The sequence below is a fragment of the Pseudomonas putida genome, assembly GCF_009883635.2.
Classification (GTDB): domain Bacteria; phylum Pseudomonadota; class Gammaproteobacteria; order Pseudomonadales; family Pseudomonadaceae; genus Aquipseudomonas; species Aquipseudomonas putida_W.
On record NZ_CP026115.2, the window covers coordinates 3,846,991 to 3,867,430 of the forward strand.

Genomic DNA, 20,440 nt, shown 5'->3' on the forward strand with positions numbered 1-20,440 from the left:
TCAACGCTTTCCTTGACGACGTGTGAGGGTGGGGCGCAGCCAATTGTACAAGGCCAGTAGCGCGCCGAGCAGTAGCAGCCCACCGGACGGCAGGTGGGCCAGGTGCATGCCGGCGACATTGTCCAGCCACTGGCGGCCGGCGCCGAGCAGCAGGCAGGCCAGCAGCAGACTACTCAAATGCAGCAACAGTTGCCGCCAGCGCCCTTCGGTTGGCAGCAAGGTGTCGATGGCGAGGCATTGCACGCAGATCAGTGCAGGAAAAAAACCAAGCGTCAGTGCCAATGGCAAGGCCCAGGCTCGCAGAGCCAGTTGCAGGCAACTGGCAAGCGCAGCAAGCAGCAGCAGGCTTGCCAGCCAGTACTTCGCGCCGCTGAGAGTTGCCCGCAGCAGGCTTAGCAAGGTTTGGTGAAGAAGGGGCAGCACGAGCATGCAGGCGCCGATGGCCACTGCCTGCGGGAAGGTGCGCGTTGCCCCCAGCAGCGGAGCCAGACCGGTCACCAGCAGGCAGTATTTATTCATAGCCTGGGGCTCCGAGCAGTTCGTTGCGATGCAGGTCAAAAAACCGCAAGGCCTCCTGCTGGGCATCGATCACGGCCCGGGAAGTGACGGTCGCCCCGGCGAGTTGGTCGAAGTCGCCCTGGTCGCGCCTGAGCGCCCAGCGATCACGAAGGTCGTGATTGGCAAATTGTGACAGCCAGCCAGACTGTGGGTCGGCAATCTGGCCGCCCAGCCCAGGGCTTTCCTGCTGCTCGACCACCCGGGTGCCAATCAGGCGGCCGTCGGCGTCGATGGCAATGGTCAGCTTGATGGGGCCGGCATAGCCCTGGACCTGGCTCACCAGCACGATGGCTGTTGGCGTAGTGCCGTGTGTCGCGCGGTAGGCCGCGAGTATCTTGCTATGCAATGGCTGATCGGCTGGTAGCGGTAAGGCGTTGTCCAGGGGGCGATTGTCGTAACTTCGCGCGGGCAGCACCGCCAGGAATTGGCCTGCCTGCAGTTGGCGCTGGGCATCGACGATGGCTGGGCGCGTCCAGTGTTGCCAGGCCAGCGTTAACGCCAGCGCCGAACCACCGACAGCAAGTACCACCAAGCTGCTGCGAACAGGTGCGGTCATGGCGAGACCTGCTGGCGCCGCAAGGCAAGCCGATCCAGGGCGGGTGCCGCCAGGTTCATCAGCAGGATGGCGAATGCCGTGCCATCCGGGTAACTGCCCCAGGTGCGAATCAGGTAGATCAGCGCGCCTGCGCCAAAGCCAAACAACAGCCTGGCCAGGTTGGCCTTGGGGCCAGACACCGGCTCTGTGGCGATAAAAAACGCCGCCAGCATGGTTGACCCGCTGAACAAGTGCAGCAGTGGCGAGCCGTTCGAATCCGAACCGGAGCCATTCCAGGCCAGTAGGCTGAACAAGAACAGGCCGGCCAGCAGGCCTGCCGGGGCATGCCAGGTGATGACCTTGCGCTGCAAGAGAAACAGCCCGCCTGACAGCAGTGCCAGGTTGACCCACTCGCTGTTGCGGCCGCCAAAATTGCCAAAACCGGAGTGCCTGGCGAAGAGTTCGTCGATGGTCAGGCTGCGGTTGTGGCGCAGGCCATCGAGAATGGTCGGCCCCGCCCAGGCATCGATCTGGTTGCCACTGCCAGACACCAGCTGCAGGCTATCGATAAAGCCAACGGCGTGGCTGGGCCAGTGGGTCATTTGCAGCGGAAAGTTCAGCAGGACAAAGGCGTAACCGACCATTGCCGGGTTGAACAGGTTGCGGCCCACGCCGCCAAATGCCTGCTTGCCGACGCCGATGGCAATGCCTGCTGCTGTCACTGGCAACCACCAGGGTGCTTGCACAGGCAGGGCGATAGCCAACAGCACGGCAGTCACCAGGGCACTGCCATCGTTCAATGCCGGTAGAACCGGTTGTCGACGCAAAGCCAGCAGTGCTGCTTCGCAACTCAATGCACTGCTGGTGCACAGCAACAAGCTGAACAACACGCCCCAGCCCTCTGTCCAGAATGCCGCGAGCAAGCCAGGTACGCAGGCCAGCAGCACCAGGCCCATGGCCTTGCGTAGCCGTGGATCAGGGTTTGCCATGTTCGTGCCCGGCCGCTGTAGGCGCAGCATCGACAGCGGCGGCTTGTTGCGCCTTGATCCGCTCGAGGGCGGCCTTGATCGCGTCTGGCGCGCCTTGTGTGGCCCCGGCCGCACGTGCCAGGCGTTGTGCCTCCCGGCGCGCGATATCGCGTTGCAGGCGGGCGTTACGTTGTTCGTGGCGCTGGCGCGCATGATCGCGGCGCTGGCGGCGGGCCTGCATTTGTTCGGGGGTATGGGCCAGGCCGCTGACAATTGGCACCACTGTAGCTGGTAGTGGGTGCATGTCGATGCAATCGACCGGGCAGGGCGCCAGGCACAAGTCACAGCCGGTGCATTCGCTGGCGATGACCGTGTGCATCAGCTTGGCGGCGCCAACGATGGCATCGACCGGGCAGGCCTGGATGCATTTGGTGCAACCGATGCATTCGGCTTCGCGAATGTAGGCGACCTGGGGCGGTGCGCTTCCTCGTTGCGGGTCTGGCGCCAGCAGTGGCACCTCCAGCAGCGCAGCCAGCGCGGCGATGGTTTCGCTACCGCCTGGCGGGCACTTGTTGATGGCCTCGCCCGCAGCCAGGCCTTCGGCGTAGGGCCGACAGCCATTGTGGCCGCATTTGCCGCACTGGGTCTGCGGTAACAAGGCGTCAATGCGTTGAATCAAGTTCATTGAGTGAAAAGTCCGTTGAATCCCGAGAACGCCAGGGCCATGACCCCTGTACCGATCAATGTAATGGGCAAGCCGCGTAGCGCGGCCGGTACGTCAGGGTGCTGGCTGCGCTGGTGCAGGTCGTCGAACAGCACCAACGCAAGCCAGAAGCCCAGGCCGGCCACTATCCCCCAACACAACGTTGCCCGCACTGAGGTGCCATCCCCCGTCACCTGCAGCAGCAGGCCCAGCAGCAAGGCATTGCCCAGCAAGGGCAGCTCAAGGTCCCCGGTGGGCCACTGCGGGCGTAGCCTGGCCAACACCTGTGGCACGCCCCATGCCAGCAACGCCAGCCAGGGCAGCAGCAGGAACAGGCGCAAGTCCTGCAAATGCCAGGGCGCGATGATCAAGCGGTCGAGCGCTTGCCCGCCGCTTGCCCCGAGCGCTATCGAAAGGGCGCCTGCCAGGCCGCAGACCTGCAGGCGCAGCCGGCTCAACGGCCGTTGTTGCAGGAGCAGGTGGCTGAACAGCGCAGCGCTGGCGAGGATCAGCATGTAGTCGTTCATGTGAATGACGATAGCCGTGAATCGCCTGGAGCGTCCGGCATTGGCGCTGCAGATGGAACTGCCCCGGCGGTGAGGCCGGGGCAGGAGGCTTACTTGATGCGCTGACCTGGCTTGGCGCCGCTGTCAGGGCTGAGCAGGTAGATCTCTTCGCCGCCAGGGCCGGCCGCCATGACCATGCCCTCGGACACGCCAAAGCGCATTTTCCGGGGCTTGAGGTTGGCCACCATCATGGTCAGGCGGCCTTCCAGCTGGGAGGGGTCCGGATAGGCCGACTTGATGCCGGAGAACACGTTGCGGCGCTCGTCGCCGATGTCCAGGGTCAGCTGCAGCAGCTTGTCGGCGCCAGGCACGGCTTCAGCCTTGACGATCAGCGCGACGCGCAGGTCAACCGCGGCAAAGGTGTCGAACTCGATTTCGGCAGACAGCGGGTCCTTGGTCAGCTCGCCGTTGCCGGCCGGAGCCTGGGCCTCGGCGGCCAGCAGGTCTTCCTTGCTGGCGGCGACCATGGCTTCGACCTTGGCCGGTTCGATACGGCTCATCAGCGCCTTGAACGGGTTCAGCTGGTGGTTTTCCAGGCGCGACTGATGGTCGTTCCATGTCAGCGGCGCGACGTTGAGGAATGCCTCGGCATCGGCGGCGAGCAGCGGCAGCACCGGTTTGAGGAAGATCACCAGCTGGCGGAACAGGTTGATGCCCTGGGCGCAGATGGCCTGGACTTCGTCCTGCTTGCCTTCCTGCTTGGCCAGCGACCAAGGAGCCTTGTCGGCGATCCAGGCGTTGGCACGGTCGGCCAAGGCCATGATTTCGCGCATGGCGCGGCCGAAGTCGCGGCCTTCATAGGCTTCGGCGATCGACGGGGCGGCCGCGAGGAAGGCCTCGGTCAGCTCCGGCGCAGCATCGCCCGCGACCATCACACCAGCATTGCCCTTGTGGATGAAGCCGGCGCAACGGCTGGCGATGTTGACCACCTTGCCGACCAGGTCGGAGTTGACCTTCTGCACGAAGTCCTCGAGGTTCAGGTCGAGGTCATCGACGCCGCGGCCAAGCTTGGCTGCGTAGTAGTAGCGCAGGTATTCCGGCTGCAGGTGATCCAGGTAGGTGCGGGCCTTGATGAAGGTGCCGCGCGACTTGGACATCTTGGCGCCGTTGACGGTCAGGTAGCCGTGCACGTTGACTGCGGTCGGCTTGCGGAAGCCGGCGCCTTCGAGCATGGCTGGCCAGAACAGGGCGTGGAAGTTGACGATGTCCTTGCCGATGAAGTGGTACAGCTCGGCCTTGGAGCCTTCGTTCCAGAACGCGTCGAAGTCCAGCTCCGGGCGGCGCGCACAGAGGTTCTTGAAGCTGGCCATGTAGCCGATCGGCGCGTCCAGCCAAACGTAGAAGTACTTGCCTGGTTCGCCTGGGATCTCGAAGCCGAAGTACGGCGCATCACGCGAGATGTCCCACTCCTGCAGGCCGGAATCCAGCCATTCGGCGAGCTTGTTGGCGACGGCGTCCTGCAGGGTACCGCTGCGGGTCCACTGCTGCAGCATGGCCTGGAAGTCCGGCAGCTTGAAGAAGAAGTGCTGGGAATCGCGCAGTACCGGGGTGGCACCGGAGATCGCCGACTTGGGGTTCTTCAGCTCGGTCGGGGCATAAGTGGCGCCGCATTTTTCGCAGTTGTCGCCGTACTGGTCTTCAGCCGCGCATTTCGGGCAGGTGCCCTTGATGAAACGGTCGGCGAGGAACATGCCCTTTTCAGGGTCGAAGTACTGGGTCACAGAACGGGTGGCGATGTGCCCGGCGTCGCGCAGGCGGCCGTAGATCAGGCTCGACAGCTCGCGGTTTTCGTCGCTGTGGGTGGAGTGGAAGTTGTCGAAGTCCACCAGGAAGTCGGCGAAGTCACCGCTGTGCTCGGCCTGGACATTGGCGATCAGCTGCTCCGGGGTGATGCCTTCCTTCTCGGCACGCAACATGATGGCCGAACCGTGGGCATCGTCGGCGCAGACGTAGATGCACTGGTTGCCGCGCAGCTTCTGGAAGCGCACCCACATGTCCGTCTGGATGTACTCCAGCATATGGCCAAGGTGGATGGATCCATTGGCGTAGGGCAGGGCGCTGGTAACGAGAATCTGACGTGGCTCGGACATGGTGGCTCGGCTACTTATCTGGCTCGGGTAAAAATGAGGGTGATCGGCCACTATAAAGGGCCGGCGAAGATATTTCACCCCAAGCACGCATCTGCTGACGATTGACGGGTTAGGATAGGCGTCTGTTTCGTACTCAGTTTGCCAATGGGAGTGTCCATGAGTGCCGTCACCCGTGCCGCCGTCGAAGGCGTGCTTCGCCAGTACACCGACCCCTACCTGAACCAGGACCCGGTCAGCGCCGGTTGCGTGCGCGCCATCGACATCCAGGGCGGGCAGGTCGCTGTGCAGTTGCAGCTGGGTTATGCCGCCGGCCTGTTCAAGAACGGCTGGGCCCAGGTGCTGCAGACCGCGATCGAGAACCTCGACGGTGTCAGTTCGGCCCAGGTGTCGATCGACTGCGTGGTCGCCGCGCACAAGGCCCAGGCCCAGGTGCCAGCCATGGCCAACGTCAAGAACATCATTGCCGTGGCCTCGGGCAAGGGCGGGGTCGGCAAGTCGACCACCGCCGCCAACCTGGCCTTGGCCCTGGCCCGTGAAGGCGCCCGCGTGGGCATTCTAGATGCCGACATCTATGGCCCCAGCCAGGGCGTGATGTTCGGTATCGCCGAGGGTACCCGCCCACAGATCCGTGAGCAGAAGTGGTTCGTGCCGATCAAGGCTCATGGTGTGGAAGTCATGTCCATGGCGTTCCTCACCGATGACAACACACCGATGGTCTGGCGTGGGCCGATGGTGTCCGGTGCGTTGCTGCAGTTGGTGACCCAGACTGCCTGGGACGACCTGGATTATCTGGTCATCGACATGCCACCGGGGACCGGCGATATCCAGCTGACCCTGGCGCAGAAGGTGCCGGTGGCCGGATCGGTGATCGTCACCACGCCACAGGACCTGGCCCTGCTGGATGCCAAGAAGGGCGTGGAGATGTTCCGCAAGGTCAACATCCCGGTGCTGGGCGTAGTGGAAAACATGGCCGTGCACATCTGCTCGAACTGCGGCCATGCCGAGCACCTGTTCGGTGAAGGCGGTGGCGAGAAGCTGGCAGCGCAATACGGCGTCGAACTGCTGGCCTCGCTGCCGCTGTCGATGCTGATCCGCGAGCAAGCCGACAGCGGCAAGCCGACGGCGATCGCCGAGCCGGAAAGTCAGATTGCCATGGTCTACCAGGAGCTGGCCCGTCAGGTGGGCGCACGGATCGTGCTGCAAGAAGCGGCGGCGCCGGCGATGCCGAGCATCACCATCAGCGAAGATTGACGCGGTATCTGTGGGAGTGGCCTTGCTTCGCGACCCTTTCGCGACGCAAGGCCGCTCCCACAGGACCTCGCATGTGTTTCTGACAGGCATAAAAAAACCCGCCAGAAGGCGGGTTTTTTTGAAAGCTAGGAAGCTCAATCGACTTAGGCGATTTGAACTTCTTCAGCCTGCATGCCTTTCTGGCCGCGGGTAGCGACGAAAGTAACAGCCTGGCCTTCTTTCAGGGTTTTGAAGCCGTCAGCTTGGATGGCTTTGAAGTGCACGAACAGGTCGTCGCCCGACTGAGGGGTGATGAAGCCGTAGCCTTTCTCATCGTTGAACCACTTAACAACACCGGATTGACGGTTGGACATTTTTCTGTCTCCTTGGACAATTTGATAACGGTCAGGAAAAACCCTGGCCGGGACTGAGCGCAAAGAGAGCAGAAAATTCAGCGATGGGCCGATCAGGATCGTGCATCAAACTAGAGATTCTCGGTGTCACGTGCAGCACAGTGGCGCCACCTTACCCCACTTTCCACGAGCTGCCAATGGTCTGTGAACGCTTTACGCAAATTCGGATCGACGGCGGCTGCAGCCCCCGTCTGGCGTGGGATGAGGCACTGGAACTTTAACCCGGGCGCCGGGACCGGTAAGATGCGCGTCTGGATTTTCCCCTCGCAACTCTTCAGGACACCCCGCCATGAGCATCAAATCGGACAAGTGGATTCGCCGCATGGCGCAGGAACACGGCATGATCGAACCGTTCGTCGAGCGCCAGGTGCGCGGCGAGCAGGACAGCCGGGTCATCTCCTTCGGCGTCTCCAGCTACGGTTACGACGTGCGCTGCGCCGACGAATTCAAGGTGTTCACCAACATCAACTCGGCCACCGTCGACCCGAAGAACTTCGACGCCGGCAGCTTCGTCGACATCAAGAGCGACGTCTGCATCATCCCGCCGAACTCCTTTGCCCTGGCCCGTACCGTCGAGTACTTCCGCATCCCGCGTGACGTGCTGACCATCTGCCTGGGCAAGAGCACTTACGCCCGCTGCGGCATCATCGTCAACGTCACCCCGCTCGAGCCGGAGTGGGAAGGCCACGTGACCCTGGAGTTCTCCAACACCACCACGCTGCCGGCGAAGATCTACGCCAACGAAGGCGTGGCGCAGATGCTGTTCCTGCAGTCCGACGAAGAATGCGAAGTGTCGTACAAGGACCGTGGCGGCAAGTACCAGGGGCAGCGCGGCGTCACCCTGCCTCGCACCTGATCCGACGAGCGCGGGGAATTAGTTTCCCTGATGGCACTCCAAGAGTTTGAACAGCGCCGATACGTATGCAGCGTGTCGGCCCTCGTCCAGGAGCTGCCTATGAAACTCAACCCCACAATCAGTGCCAAGCTGGCCGTACTGCAGCCCAACCAGATCGGGTTGCTGGCGTGGTCACTGCTGGCGCATCCCTTGCCACTGCAGGCCGGTGGCGTTCCGCACCAGCCTGACCCCGATACGCCGCAACCGCCAGAGCCAGGCGAACATCCGCCCATGGAACCGGGTGAGCCGACCCTGCCGGACGAGCCACCACCGTCTCCCGTAGCCTGACTAGTAGGCGAGTGCCCACACCCGATCGCCCCCAGCGACGAATGCGCGCGCGCCCGAGCCAGGCTCGATCGTCCATCCCCCGGTAAATTCGCCGAACGCCGGTAACAGGCTGACTTGAGCGTCGATCAGAAAGCAAGGCAGCCTGAGCCGTTGCCGTGCCCGCCCTCGCAGCACATAGACCGGATGGACATGGCCGGCCAGCACCGGGTGGGTGGGGTGAGGCAGGGGGTCGTGCCGCAGGGCAAAGGGTTCCAGCAACAAAGGCTCATCCCTTACCTCGATTCCAAGTTCCTCAGGCGGGTCGCCGGCATGGCGATCATGGTTGCCACGTACCAGCACCACCTTCACCGCGCCATGGCTTTTTTTCCACCTGTGCAGGCTGGCCAGCGTGCCGGGCGAATGTGCAGCGCGCGCATGAAGGAAGTCACCGAGGATGACCAACTGCTCGCAGTCATAGGTGTTCAGCAACGCATCCAGGCGTGCCAGGGTGGCGGTTGTGGTGCCTCGCGGAACGGGTTGATGCAGGGCTCGGTAGCTTGCCGCCTTGCCGATATGGACGTCAGCCACCAGCAAGGTGCGGCGGGCCGGCCAGTAGATGGCCTTGTCCGGCAACAGCCAGAGCGTTTCGCCGCAGTGCTCGATCGACAAGTAACTGTTCATGGCCGGTTTGCCGCTTTTTCCAGGTCGGCGACCATTCGTGCAATGCGGTCTGCCAACTTTTCCGTGCTCAGGGTCTCGCGCATGCCTTCGACCAGCAGGGCAAACGCCAGGGGCCCGGGCCGCTGCAGCGTGCGCAGGTCCAGTTGCAGGCTGTGCATCTTGAGCAACTGGCGGTGCAGGCGCTCGATCTCCAGTTCTTCGCTCAGTACTTCATCGCGTGCCTGGCCGAGCAGCAAGTTGTCGGCGTCATGTTTGCGGAATACTTCATAGAACAACCCGCTGGAGGCCTGAATCTGTCGCGTGCTCTTCTGCGCGGCCGGATAACCGCCGAATACCAACCCGGCGATCTGGGCGATTTCACGAAACCGCCGCAACGCCATCTCGCCGGCATTCAGGCTAGCCAGCACATCCTCCAGCAGGTTGTCGCCAGACAGCGCCTCAGGCAGGCAGCTGGCCCAATCCACGGTACTGGGGCTGAGCAGCTCGAAACCATAGTCGTTCACGGCGATGGAGACCGACAGCGGCTGCACCCGGCTCACCCGCCAGGCGATCAGGTTGGCCAGGCCCAGGTTGGCCATGCGCCCGGCGAAGGGGTAGAGGAACAGGTGCGAGCCCTGGCGCGATGCCAGCGTTTCGGCCAGCAGCGTGCTGCAGCTGGGCAAGGCCGACCACTGCGCCTGCAAGGCCAGCAACGGCCGTACGGCCTGCATCTCCGGGCCGAGGTAGCGCCCATGGGCGGCAGCATCGAGCTGCTCGACCAGTGCATCGGCCAGTTCGTTGGACAGCGGCATGCGCCCGCCATTCCAGCGCGCCACGGCGGCCTTGCGCGCGGTGCTGCGGCGCACGTAGGCGGTCATGCCTTCCACCCGAACCAACTCCAGGACCCGGCCGGCAAATACCAGCGTGTCGCCAGGGCGCAGGCGGGCAATGAAGGCTTCCTCGACACTGCCCAGGTGCTTGCCGCCGCCACCCTTGCTCCAATACTTGAGCTGCAGGCTGGCTTCGCTGACGATGGTGCCGATGCCCATGCGGTGACGCCTCGCCAGACGCTCGCTGGCCACCCGCCAGACCCCGTCGGGGTGTGCTTCGACACGCTGATAGTCGGGGTAGGCAGTCAGTGCGTGGCCACCGTGATTGACAAAATCCAGTGCCCATTGCCACTGGCTGTCGCGCAAGTCACGGAAAGCCCAGGTGCTGCGCACTTCCTCGAGCAGTTCGCCGGGGCGAAAGCCACTGCCCAGGGCCATGCTGACCAGATGCTGAACCAGCACGTCCAGGCACAGGCGCGGCGAGCGGCGCGCTTCGATGTGGCCGGCAGCCAGTGCGGCGCGGGCTGCGGCAGCTTCCACCAACTCCAGGCTATGGGTCGGCACCAGGGTGATGCGTGAGCGGCGCCCTGGCGCGTGGCCAGAGCGCCCGGCGCGCTGCATGAGGCGGGCAATGCCTTTGGCCGAGCCGATCTGCAGCACCCGTTCGACTGGCAGGAAGTCCACCCCGAGGTCCAGGCTGGAGGTACAGATCACCGCCTTGAGCGTGCCCTGCTTGAGGCTGAGTTCTACCCAGTCGCGTGTGGCCCGAGCCAGCGAGGCATGGTGCAGGGCGATCTGCCCTGCCCAGTCGGGGCGGGCATCCAGCAGGGCCTGGTACCAGAGCTCGGCCTGGGCGCGGGTGTTGGTGAACACCAGGCTGCTGGCGCTGTCGTCGAGTTGCTGGGCAACCTGGTCGAGCATCTTCAGGCCCATGTGCCCTGCCCAGGGGAAGCGCTCGATGGCATCGGGCAGCAAGGTGTCGACGACCAGCTGCTTGTCCTGGCGGCCTTTCACCAGCAGGCCTCCTCCCGGCAACAGCACCTCAAGGGCGTGCGGCAGATTGCCGAGCGTGGCCGACAAGCCCCAGGTGATCAGGCCTGGTTGCCAGCGACGCAACCGGGCCAAGGCCAGTTGCAGCTGTACGCCGCGCTTGTTGCCAAGCAGTTCGTGCCATTCATCCACCACCACCAGGCGCAGGCTGGCGAAGTCTTCGGCGGCTTGCGCCCGGGTCAGCAGCAGGGTCAGGCTTTCCGGCGTGGTGATCAGGGCGCTTGGCAGGCGCCGGGCCTGGCGAGCGCGCTCGGCGCTGCCGGTATCGCCGCTGCGCACGCCGACCGTCCAGTTCAGGCCAAGCTCATCCAGCGGCGTGTGCAGGGCGCGCGCAGTATCAGCGGCCAGTGCGCGCATGGGCGTGATCCAGAGCACTTGCAGCGCCGCAGGCTGGCGCCCGGCGGCTGGCTTGGCGAAGGCACGCAATGCCGCCAGCCAGACCGCGTAAGTCTTGCCCGCTCCGGTGCTGGCATGCAGCAGCCCGGAGTCTCCACGGCCAACCGCAGCCCATACCTGGCGCTGGAAGGCGAAGGGCTTCCAGCCACGGGCAGTGAACCAAGCATTGGCAAGGTCGGAAGAGGCGGGCATGCGTGCAAGCAGTCCTGAGAAGGCTGTGTTTCTACAGACCACTCGCCGCATGCATTGGTTTTACCCGATCAGTTGGCCAGCAGGTAGCCGCTGCGCAACACCTGCTCACCGGCGACATGGGCGATGACCATGCCGGCCGTGGCCATGCGCCGCACGCTGCGGGCATAGAGCAGGCCGGGCTGGCTGTTGCGCACGGCAGTCACCCGGTCGTTGAGCGGGTCGATGACTTCGGCGATCAACTGCCCGGCCTCCAGGTGCTCGCCTGGGCGGGCGTGGTACACCAGCAGGCCGCCCAGGGGCGCGGCCACGGGTTCGACGGCGGCCAGTGGCGTGGCCGGGCGTGGTAGCTCCGGCAGTGGTGCGGTAGTGCCTTCGATGACACTGGCGTGGGTCAGGTAGTCGAGAATCGCCTGGCAGTCCTGGTTGGCCAGGTCATGGCTGACGTCGGCCTGGCCACGCAGTTCGACGGTGACCGAAACGCTGCCCAGCGGGATCGGGAAGTGCTTGCCAAAGCGTTGCTGTAGTTGCCACCAGACCAGACTGAAGCATTCGTCAAACGACTGCCCGCCGGAATCAGTGGCCAGCAGGCTGGCCTGGGCGCCCAGGTAGCGCGCCAGGGGCTCGACCTGCGGCCAGGCTTCCGGCGTGGTGTAGAGGTGTTCGACCGCTTCGAAGTCGCAGTGCAGGTCCAGTACCAGATCGGCATCGCAGGCCAGTCGTTGCAGGGTCAGGCGCTGGGACTGCAAGGGCGTGCGCGCCGGGTGGGCGTCCAGGCCACGCCGCAGGTATTCGCGGATGAGCGCCAGGTTGTGGGCTGGGTCCTGGGTCAGGTGGCCTTCGATCTGGTCGCCGATGCTGTCGGACAGGTCGACGAAATTGCGGTTGAAATTCTCGCCGCTCTGCAGCTCGAAACGGCCAAGGGGGGCGTCCAGCATCACCTGCTCCAGGCCGACCGGGTTGGCCACCGGTACCAGGATGATCTCGCGCAGCAGGCGACCCTGCTGTTCCAGCTCGGCCAGGCGGCGCTTGAGATGCCAGGCCACCAGCATGCCGGGCAGTTCATCGGCATGCAGCGAGGCCTGGATATACACCTTGGCGCCACCGCGTGGGCCGAAGTGGAAGCTGTGCAATTGGCGGGTAATGCCCGGTACGGGCGAAAGCAGGTCGTGGGTCGAATGGTGCATGGTGGTCCTGGCTGCGTGGCGAAAACGGTCTGCGACACGGGTCGGCTCAAAGATAGAAGCATAATTTGCGATATCGCGCCTCACCGCGTTGCCTTCTTTCAGACCAGCAATGCCTGCAGGCTGGCCAGGTCATCGGCTTCCTCGACCGGCTTGTCCAGGCGCCAGCGCAACATCCGCGGAAACCTGACGGCAATGCCGCTCTTGTGGCGTTTGGACAGCGCAATGCCCTCGAAGCCCAATTCGAACACCAGCGTCGGGGTGACGCTACGCACCGGCCCGAAGGTTTCCACCGTGGTCTTGCGAATGATCGCATCTACCTTGCGCATCTCTTCGTCGCTGAGCCCGGAATAAGCCTTGGCGAAGGGCACCAGCGCGCGGTCGGGCGTGCCCGCTGGCCCATTCCACACAGCGAAGGTGTAGTCGCTGTAAAGGCTGGCGCGGCGGCCATGGCCGCGTTGGGCATAGATCAGCACCGCATCGACGCTGAACGGGTCGATCTTCCATTTCCACCACAGGCCCATGTCCTTGGTCCGGCCTACACCGTACAGGGCATCACGCTGCTTGAGCATCAGCCCCTCCACCCCCAGGTTGCGCGACTGCTCGCGTTGCCGGGCCAGGTCGCTCCAGTCGTTGCCATCGAGCAGCGGTGAAAGCAGCAGTGGGGCCAACGGGCACTCTGCCACCAGACGCTGCAACTGCTGGCGCCGTTCATGTTGCGGGCGGCTGCGCCAGTCCTCGCCTTGCCATTCCAGCAAGTCATAGGCTTGCAGTACGACCGGGGCGTCAGCCAGCAGCTTCTTGCCCAGAGTCTTGCGGCCAAGGCGCTGCTGCAGCACGGCGAACGGTTGCACAGCCGGTGCATCGGCGCTGACGCCCGGCTTCCAGACCAGAATCTCGCCGTCGAGCACCGTGCCGTCCGGCAAGCTTTCGGCCAGGCCGTGCAGCTCGGGAAAGCGCTCGGTGACCAGTTCTTCGCCCCGTGACCAGACCCACAGCTGACCCTCGCGCTTTACCACCTGGGCGCGAATGCCATCCCATTTCCATTCGATTTGCCACGCAGCTGGCGGACCGAGCAGGGCTTCGAATTGTTCTAGTGGGGCCTGCAGGGCGTGAGCCAGGAAGAATGGGTACGGTTGGCCGCCGCGCTGGCTATGTTCATCAGCGGATTCTTCGGCGATCAGCTTGTGATAACTGGCGGCTGTCGGGCGATGGCCGATATCGGTATAGCCGACCAGTCGCTGGGCCACGCGCTTGGCATCCAGCCCGGCCAGTTGTGCCAGGGCGCGGGTGACCAGCAGCTTGGACACCCCGACACGAAAGCTGCCGGTGATCAGTTTCAGGCAAAGCATCAGGCTGGGACGGTCCAGTTGTGCCCACAAGGGGAGCAGGCGTTGCTGTAGTTCTTCGGCAGGCAGGCCACGCAAGGGCAGCAGTTGGGCTTCGACCCAGTATGCCAGGCCGTCGTCGCTGGCATGGGCGGCTTCGGGCAACAGCAGCGAGATGGTTTCGGCCAGGTCGCCCACCGCCTGATAGCTCTCTTCGAACAACCATTCGGGCAACCCCGCCAACGCCGTGGCCAGCTCACGCAGCACACGGGTCGGCACCAGCTGGCGGGGACGCCCGCCAGCGAGGAAATAGACAGCCCAGGCGGCATCTGCGGCGGGCGCTGCCGCAAAGTAGTCACGCAGAGCTTCGAGCTTGGCATTGCTGGAGGTGGTGGCATCCAGGCGCAGGTACAGTTCGGCGAAGGTTTTCATGCCTCTGGCTCCTTGGCAATAGTGTCATCCTCTTCGCCGTACTCGGTGATGAACGCACGGGCATCCAGCCCTTGTTCGCTGAGGTAGCGCACCAACACGTTTACCGAGCCGTGGGTAACCATGACCCGTTCGGCTCCGGTCTGGCCGATGGCCCACAGCAGCCCCGGCCAGTCGGCGTGGTCGGACAGTACGAAGCCGCGGTCCACCCCGCGCCGTCGCCGGGTACCGCGCAACAGCATCCAGCCACTGGCAAAGGCATCGCTGTATTCGCCGAAACGGCGCATCCAGCTGCTGCCTGCGGCAGAGGGTGGCGCCAGGATCAATGCCTGGCGCAGCAGCGGGTCATTGCGCGGGACATCACCGGCATAGCGGGTGCTCGGCAGATGTACACCGGCTTCGCGGTAGACCCGGTTCAGCGGCTCGACAGCGCCATGCACGAGGATCGGCCCGATGTCCGGGTCCAGGCCGTGGAGAATTCGCTGAGCCTTGCCGAAGGCGTAGCAGAACAGCACGCTGGCCTTGCCCTGCTCGCAATTGCTCCGCCACCAGGCATTGATCCCGGCAAAGATGTGCGCCTGGCTCGGCCAGCGGTAGATGGGCAGGCCGAAAGTGGACTCGGTGATGAAGGTATGGCAGCGCACCGGCTCGAAGGCTGCGCAGGTGCCATCCGGCTCGACCTTGTAATCACCCGAAGCGACCCAGACTTCGCCCTGATACTCAAGTCGCACCTGCGCCGAACCCAGCACATGGCCGGCCGGGTGCAGGCTTAAGGTGACGCCGTGATGTTGGATGCGTTCACCGTACGGCAGGGTCTGCAGGTCGATGTCCTGGCCCAGTCGGCTACGCAGGATGCCAGCGCCGGGGGCTGCGGTCAGGTAGTGGCTGTTGCCGGTGCGGGCATGGTCGCCATGGCCATGGGTGATCACGGCACGTTCGACCGGGCGCCAGGGGTCTATGTAGAAGTCGCCGGGCGGGCAGTACAGGCCTTCGGGGCGGGCGATGACGAGGTCCATGGCTTGGGTGCGCTGGTTGCAGGGAGTAATTGTTAGGAGTGACGCGGGGTGAAGGAAGTTCGAGCGGTTTGATTGAAGGAAATGGACTACACGGCATACAGGAACGCAGAAGCGGCATTCGCGGTTAACTATGGGCTCCATTGATTTTGCGCAACAAAAATGTTGCGTTCTGGGTGCGTCCACCGCACAGTAGATGATCCAAGGCCCATATGAAATACAGTGAATTTCGCCGATGGCTTCGTGCCCGAGGTGCTACGTTCGTTCCGGCCAAAGGCAGCCATTTCAAGGTTTACCTCGGTAATCGCCAGACAATTTTCCCGGACCATGGTGCCAAAGAAATTAGCGAAGGGCTCAGAAGAAAGATTCTTAGCGACCTGGGCCTGAGCGAAAGTTGAAATTAGGGGAGAGCACAATGATCTTCGACTATCCAGTAATCATTCATCGGGAGGCGGGCAGTGTCTGGATCAGTTGCCCGGATGTGCCTGAGATGTCCAGTGCAGGCGATACCGAGGAAGAAGCCCTGTTCGATGCTGTGGACGCCATGGAGTCCGCGCTTTCGTTCTATGTTGACCAGAAGATTGCGATACCGCTGCCTGCAATGAGATCGGCTGATCAGCCTGTCGTACGTTTGCCGGCTCTGACGGCGGCGAAGGCAGCTCTCTGGAACACCATGATTGAACAGAAAGTGAGCAAAACAGAGATGGCACGGCGGCTGGGCGTCAATCGTCCTCAGGTCGATCGCCTGGTGGATCTGTTGCATCGTTCCAAGATTGAGCAGGTCGAGCATGCATTGCATGTGCTCGGTCAGCGAATCGAACTCGCTGTCGTCACTGCTTGACGCCACCACGAAACAAAAAGCCGCCAGTCCAGGCGGCTTTTTTTCACTAGCGGCCCGGCACCAGCGTCAACCGCTGGCTGCCATAGGCCCGCCCAAAGTTCTGCGGCTGCAGCGGCAAGCTCATGAACCGCCCCTTGAACCAGGCGTCCAGCCCGTCGCCGTAGTGCGAGCTGGCCGGGTTGCCCGACTGGCCGTTGCTGGTCAGAACCTGCAGCGGCTCGGTCTGGCCGAAGTCGACGATCATTCGCGCCGAGGCCGGCAGGCGGGTGTCGAAATCGCTGCCCCAGGCGTAAGGGGTCAAGGCTGGGGTGCTGAAGTCGCCACCGGCGGCCATCGGCGAGCGGCTCAGTGCATCACCCAGGCCGTGGTAGGCAGGGGCCGGCCAGCGGTATTGGTGCAGCTTGCCCCACTGCCAGGCACGGCGGTCGCTGCCCAGTTGCGCGGTGCCGGCATCCACGGCAGCGGCCAGGCTGCGGGCGAGGATGGTCGGTTTGTCTTCTTTCTGCGGCGTGCTGCGATCGTCCCAGAACGGGCTGTCGTCACGGCCCAGCAGGTGGTCGGCCTGTGCCGAGTACGACAGGCGGGCATTGCTGACGAATGCTTGCCAGGCGGGGCTCGATTCCGGGCCGAGGTCGTCGAGGAAGGTCTGCCGGGTCACTTCCTGGAGGAACAGCTCGTACAGCGCCGCATCCGCCGACACCGGGCTCAGGCGGCCATCGAAGGCCTTCAGCCGGGCCAGGGCGTCGCGTGCCTTGTCACGTTGGGCCGCAGGCAGCGCGTCGATTGCCTGCTTGAGTGGCTGGGCCATGCCGGGGGCGTCGAACATCTGCTTGAGCTTGTCGGCCAGCAGCGTCACCTGGTCGTTCTGCAGGGCCATCAGGCTGCGGCTGTCGTGACGGCCGTTGCCGGCCAGCTGGCCCAGGCGCTCGGCGCGCTCGGGGTAGTACCAGGTGCTGGACAGCTGCATGCCGTAGCCACGCGGCAGGCTGCTCTGGTTGGCGTGGGCGACCCAGCCGGCCGGCGGGTCCTGGTCATAGGGGTGCAGCATCGGGTCGGCATAGCCATCCCAGTCGTAGCGCCCGTCCCAGCCCGGTGACGGCAGCAGGCCCTGGCCTTCACGGCGGTTCGGATAGCGGCCGCTGACTTGCCAGCCGATGTGTTCGGGCTCGGCGAAGACGAAGTTGAGCGCGGCAGTTGCGACTTCACGGGTGCTGTCGAAGGCGCGCTCTATGTTTTGTGCGCGGGTCAGGTCGAACAGCGCATCGAGGCTACGGTCGCCCTTGAGCTGCGGCAGGCTCAACGCCAGGCCCAGGCTGGCGTTCCCCGCCTGGGGCAGCAGGGTGCCGTGGCGGGTGTCGTACATCACCTCGCGCACTGGGCGTTGGCCGCGGACGAAGAAGGTTTCGCTGCGGGCGCGGGCCGGCAGCCACTTGCCGTCGGCCAGGTAGGTCACCTGGCTGCCGGCATGACGCAGCTGTTCCAGGTACAGGTCCTGGTTGTCGGCCATCACCGCGCTGCTGCTCCAGGCCAGCTTGCCGTTGTAGCCGGCCAGCACGATGGGCAGGCCCGGCAGTGACAGGCCGGCGACCTGGTACTTGCCGGTGTGGATCTGCACCGGGCTCAAAGCCCAGGTTGCGCGGCTGTCACTGGCCAGCAGGCTCTTGCCGCTGCGGCTGCGTTGCGGGCCCAGCGCCAGGTTGGCTGAACCGGGGCTGCCGAGCAGATCGAGGTCGGCCAGTTTCTGGCTGGCCGCCGCCAGTGCCGGCAGGCCTGGCAACTGGCTGCTCAGGTTCAGGCCCTTGAGTTTTTCCACCTCGGCCTCAGCCAGGGGCTCGTCCGGCGCGCCGGGCAGCAACCAGGGCAGCTTGTCGTCGCCGACTTTCTGCGCCAGGGTCAGTGCGCTGAGTTCTTCCTGCAGGTTTACCGACTGGCTGAAGGCATACAGGCTGAAAATCAGTGCCGAGTCTTCAGGCTTCCAGTACTCCGGGCGATAGCCACTGCTGGCCAGGTTGGCCGGCAGCTTGTCGCGGTAGCGGAACAGGTAGGCGTTGACCCCACGGGCATACACCTCGAAGAAGCGCTTCAGGCGTGGCGAGGCATCGGCGTACTGCTGGGCGGCGCTCTGCTTGAGGTTGGCGGCGCGCATCAGCCGATCGATATCCAGCGCTTCGCTGCCGGCCAACTCTGCCAGGCGGCCCTGGGCGAGCAGGCGCATGGCGAGCATCTGTTCGATGCGATCGCTGGCATGCACGTAGCCGAGGGTGAACAGGGCGTCATGGAAGCTGCTGCTTTCGATCAGCGGGGTGCCCATGGCATTGCGCCGGACCGAGACGTTCTGCGCCAGGCCCTTGAGCGGCTGCATGCCGGTGGTCGGTGGCACGCTGTCCTGATAGCCACCCATCTGGCAGCCGGCGAGCCCGAGCATGCCGAGCAGCGTTGCGGCGGTGGTGAACCGCGGGCGGAAGGGAGGAAGGACGGGGGCGGCCATGACAAGGGCTCCTGCGAGGCGTAGCGGGGTTCGAAAGGCGCTAAGGTAGTGAGCGCGCAGGCGCCGTGCAAGGTGCGGTGGAGGTTTATTTACCAGCGGTACCTGCACCGCCGAGATCGCCGCTGCAGGTACCCGTGTTCAATGGATCAAGCGCCGTGGCACTTCTTGAACTTTTTCTGGCTGCCGCACGGGCACGGGTCGTTGCGGCCAACGTCCTTCAGGGCGTTGCGCACCGGCTCCTGGTGGCCGTGATTGCAGTGCGGGCCGTGTACATGGCCGTGGTCGTGATCATGATGATCGTGACCGTGGTTGCAGTCCGGGCCATGAACATGGGGTTGCTGGGTCATTGCAGGGTTACTCCGGTATGAGATCGCCGGGGATTATCTCACCACTGCGCGACAAGTGCAGGTCCTGATGGAAGATCAGCCCGGTCTCCAGCTCGCCTTGCAGGCGGTAATGCAGCGGCTGCCCGTTCTTGAGCAGCTTGGCCAATGGCTTGAGGTGTTGCCACAGGTTGGTTCGCGCCGTGATCTTGAAGGTGCGCCGGGCATGCCCGCCGACACTGCGCCAGAGGCTGACGTCATCCTGCGCCAGCAGCAGGTCGTCGAGCCACACCGAATAGCTCAGGTTGCGAATGAACAGGCGGCTGTCGTTGGGGTTGTCGACGCGCAGGTGCAGGACGAATTCCTGTTGCAGCAGCCGCGCCTTCACCGTTTCCACCTTGTCCAGGTGCAGCTCCGGCTCGCGCGAGTCGTCGTCGCCCCAGCTCGCACAGCCCGCCAGCAGCGCCAGCAGGACGCTGAGCAAGAGCAGGCGGGTGGCGGCGATCATGCTCAGTTACCGACGTAGCTGGCGCAGCATTTCTTGAATTTCTGCCCGCTGGCGCAGGGGCAGGGGTCGTTGCGGCCGGCCTTGAGCGCGACGGTGGGGTCGATGAAGTACCAGCGTCGCTCGTGCTGCACGAAAGCAGACCGCTCGCGGTGCTGGTGGTCGCCCTCCTGGTTATGCCAGCGGGCCGTGAAGGTCACGAAGGCGTGTTCAGGCTGGCCGCCGAGCACTTCGGCGCTTACCACCTCCAGCCCCAGCCAGGTGCTCTGGGCGCTCCAGGCCGCCATGGCGGCGCGGTCCAGCTCCGCCTGCTGGGCCGGCAGGGTGGTGGCGACCAGGTAGTCGACCAGCCCCAGCACATAGGCGCTGTAGCGCGAACGCATCAGCGTCTGGGCGTCGGGGGCCGGGGTGCCGGCATGGTAGTGCCCGCAGCAGGCGTCGAGCAGGTTGCCGCTGCCACAAGGGCAAACCGAGACACTCATCATCACCACCAATACTTGCCGAAGTTTTCGGGGTTGGCCCAGAACTTGGCGTTGAGCCAGTCCGGGACCTGCTTGTAGTCATGTAGATCATAGGTGAACAAGCTCAACACCTGCTCATCACGGCGGAATTTCTCGCTGGCCGACAATGCCAGGGAGAAGAAATCGGTGTCTTGCCAGCCACAGGCGGGCAGGTCGGCCAGCACTGCAACCCGGCTTGCGTTGAGGTTGCGGATGCCGCCCAGCAGTTGCTGGCCGGTGCGTTTGGGCAAGTGCTCCAGGCAGTCCACCAGCACTGCCAGGTCAAAACGCTGGGCCGCCAGCGCTGCCGGCAATGGCCCCGGCGCACAGGTTTCGATGGTCACCTGGGGGTGAGCCTGGGCGAAGGCATCCAGGGCCGGGAAGCGGGTACCCACCAGCAGCAGGCGTTGCGGGGTGAAGCGCTCTAGCAGGGCGGCCAGGGCTTGTTGCGGGGTGCGCTGGGAAAAACCGTCGGTCAT

At 64.4% G+C, this 20,440-nt stretch carries 21 protein-coding genes and 1 pseudogene; 5 read left to right on the forward strand and 17 right to left on the reverse strand.

Annotated elements, in window-relative coordinates; all coding sequences use genetic code 11:
• From C2H86_RS17555 to metG, 6 genes and pseudogenes are all read right to left on the reverse strand, one after another.
• Positions 1-519, reverse strand: a complete 519-nt coding sequence (locus C2H86_RS17555) for an Rnf-Nqr domain containing protein (protein WP_159409125.1) — start codon at positions 517-519, stop codon at positions 1-3.
• Complete coding sequence (locus C2H86_RS17560) at positions 512-1,114, reverse strand: RnfABCDGE type electron transport complex subunit G (RefSeq protein ID WP_159409126.1); 603 nt, start codon at positions 1,112-1,114, stop codon at positions 512-514. Before C2H86_RS17560 ends, C2H86_RS17555 begins: the two co-directional genes overlap by 8 nt.
• Complete coding sequence (locus tag C2H86_RS17565) at positions 1,111-2,082, reverse strand: RnfABCDGE type electron transport complex subunit D (RefSeq protein WP_159409127.1); 972 nt, start codon at positions 2,080-2,082, stop codon at positions 1,111-1,113. Before C2H86_RS17565 ends, C2H86_RS17560 begins: the two co-directional genes overlap by 4 nt.
• A 22-nt stretch (positions 2,083-2,104) precedes the next feature.
• A pseudogene (rsxB, locus tag C2H86_RS17570) lies at positions 2,105-2,746 on the reverse strand (electron transport complex subunit RsxB); the annotation flags it as partial.
• Positions 2,743-3,291, reverse strand: coding sequence for an Rnf-Nqr domain containing protein (locus C2H86_RS17575; protein ID WP_159409129.1), 549 nt, complete (start codon positions 3,289-3,291; stop codon positions 2,743-2,745). The gene C2H86_RS17575 and the pseudogene rsxB, both read right to left, overlap by 4 nt.
• Positions 3,292-3,380: 89 nt before the next feature.
• Positions 3,381-5,420, reverse strand: a complete 2,040-nt coding sequence (metG, locus tag C2H86_RS17580; RefSeq protein ID WP_159409130.1) for a methionine--tRNA ligase — start codon at positions 5,418-5,420, stop codon at positions 3,381-3,383.
• Positions 5,421-5,576: 156 nt separating this feature from the next.
• Between metG and apbC the strand changes: the two genes are divergently transcribed.
• Entirely contained in the window at positions 5,577-6,671 is a 1,095-nt protein-coding gene (apbC, locus tag C2H86_RS17585; RefSeq protein WP_159409131.1) for an iron-sulfur cluster carrier protein ApbC, read from the forward strand.
• Between the two features lie 143 nt (positions 6,672-6,814).
• Here the strand turns inward: apbC and C2H86_RS17590 are convergent, their stop codons facing one another.
• Positions 6,815-7,024 (reverse strand): cold-shock protein, encoded by a 210-nt coding sequence (locus tag C2H86_RS17590; RefSeq protein ID WP_003254922.1) that lies wholly within the window; start codon positions 7,022-7,024, stop codon positions 6,815-6,817.
• Positions 7,025-7,352: 328 nt separating this feature from the next.
• Between C2H86_RS17590 and dcd the strand changes: the two genes are divergently transcribed.
• On the forward strand, positions 7,353-7,919 hold the full coding sequence (gene dcd / locus C2H86_RS17595; protein ID WP_003258001.1) for a dCTP deaminase: 567 nt from the start codon (positions 7,353-7,355) through the stop codon (positions 7,917-7,919).
• Positions 7,920-8,018: 99 nt separating this feature from the next.
• Positions 8,019-8,246, forward strand: coding sequence for a hypothetical protein (locus tag C2H86_RS17600; RefSeq protein WP_159409132.1), 228 nt, complete (start codon positions 8,019-8,021; stop codon positions 8,244-8,246).
• Here the strand turns inward: C2H86_RS17600 and pdeM are convergent, their stop codons facing one another.
• The 5 genes from pdeM to C2H86_RS17625 form a co-directional block, all read right to left on the reverse strand.
• Positions 8,247-8,906 (reverse strand): ligase-associated DNA damage response endonuclease PdeM, encoded by a 660-nt coding sequence (pdeM, locus tag C2H86_RS17605; RefSeq protein WP_159409133.1) that lies wholly within the window; start codon positions 8,904-8,906, stop codon positions 8,247-8,249.
• Positions 8,903-11,353, reverse strand: a complete 2,451-nt coding sequence (locus tag C2H86_RS17610) for a ligase-associated DNA damage response DEXH box helicase (protein WP_159409134.1) — start codon at positions 11,351-11,353, stop codon at positions 8,903-8,905. Before C2H86_RS17610 ends, pdeM begins: the two co-directional genes overlap by 4 nt.
• Before the next feature lie 68 nt (positions 11,354-11,421).
• Positions 11,422-12,537 (reverse strand): succinylglutamate desuccinylase/aspartoacylase family protein, encoded by a 1,116-nt coding sequence (locus tag C2H86_RS17615; protein ID WP_159409135.1) that lies wholly within the window; start codon positions 12,535-12,537, stop codon positions 11,422-11,424.
• A gap of 98 nt (positions 12,538-12,635) precedes the next feature.
• A complete protein-coding gene (locus tag C2H86_RS17620) occupies positions 12,636-14,294 on the reverse strand; it encodes an ATP-dependent DNA ligase (protein ID WP_159409136.1) in 1,659 nt (552 codons plus the stop codon).
• The gene (locus C2H86_RS17625) at positions 14,291-15,307 is read right to left on the reverse strand and encodes a ligase-associated DNA damage response exonuclease (protein ID WP_159409137.1); all 1,017 of its coding nucleotides are present in this window, start codon (positions 15,305-15,307) and stop codon (positions 14,291-14,293) included. The genes C2H86_RS17620 and C2H86_RS17625 overlap by 4 nt, the downstream gene beginning before the upstream one ends.
• 209 nt (positions 15,308-15,516) lie before the next feature.
• On the opposite strand from C2H86_RS17625, the gene C2H86_RS17630 reads away from it, so the two are divergent.
• Together C2H86_RS17630 and C2H86_RS17635 are read left to right on the forward strand one after the other, a co-directional pair.
• Complete coding sequence (locus C2H86_RS17630) at positions 15,517-15,702, forward strand: type II toxin-antitoxin system HicA family toxin (RefSeq protein WP_159409138.1); 186 nt, start codon at positions 15,517-15,519, stop codon at positions 15,700-15,702.
• A 17-nt stretch (positions 15,703-15,719) separates the two neighbouring features.
• Positions 15,720-16,145 (forward strand): type II toxin-antitoxin system HicB family antitoxin, encoded by a 426-nt coding sequence (locus C2H86_RS17635; RefSeq protein ID WP_346266723.1) that lies wholly within the window; start codon positions 15,720-15,722, stop codon positions 16,143-16,145.
• A gap of 46 nt (positions 16,146-16,191) precedes the next feature.
• Here C2H86_RS17635 and C2H86_RS17640 read toward each other — a convergent pair whose 3' ends face one another.
• The 5 genes from C2H86_RS17640 to C2H86_RS17660 form a co-directional block, all read right to left on the reverse strand.
• Positions 16,192-18,633, reverse strand: coding sequence for a penicillin acylase family protein (locus C2H86_RS17640; RefSeq protein ID WP_159409139.1), 2,442 nt, complete (start codon positions 18,631-18,633; stop codon positions 16,192-16,194).
• Between the two features lie 146 nt (positions 18,634-18,779).
• Positions 18,780-18,980 (reverse strand): SEC-C metal-binding domain-containing protein, encoded by a 201-nt coding sequence (locus C2H86_RS17645; RefSeq protein ID WP_023379046.1) that lies wholly within the window; start codon positions 18,978-18,980, stop codon positions 18,780-18,782.
• Positions 18,981-18,987: 7 nt separating this feature from the next.
• Positions 18,988-19,464: an LEA type 2 family protein gene (locus tag C2H86_RS17650; protein ID WP_159409140.1), complete on the reverse strand. Its 477-nt coding sequence runs from the start codon at positions 19,462-19,464 to the stop codon at positions 18,988-18,990.
• Positions 19,465-19,466: 2 nt separating this feature from the next.
• Positions 19,467-19,943: a YchJ family protein gene (locus tag C2H86_RS17655; protein WP_159409141.1), complete on the reverse strand. Its 477-nt coding sequence runs from the start codon at positions 19,941-19,943 to the stop codon at positions 19,467-19,469.
• Positions 19,944-19,945: 2 nt separating this feature from the next.
• On the reverse strand, positions 19,946-20,440 hold the full coding sequence (locus C2H86_RS17660; protein WP_159409142.1) for a DUF6231 family protein: 495 nt from the start codon (positions 20,438-20,440) through the stop codon (positions 19,946-19,948).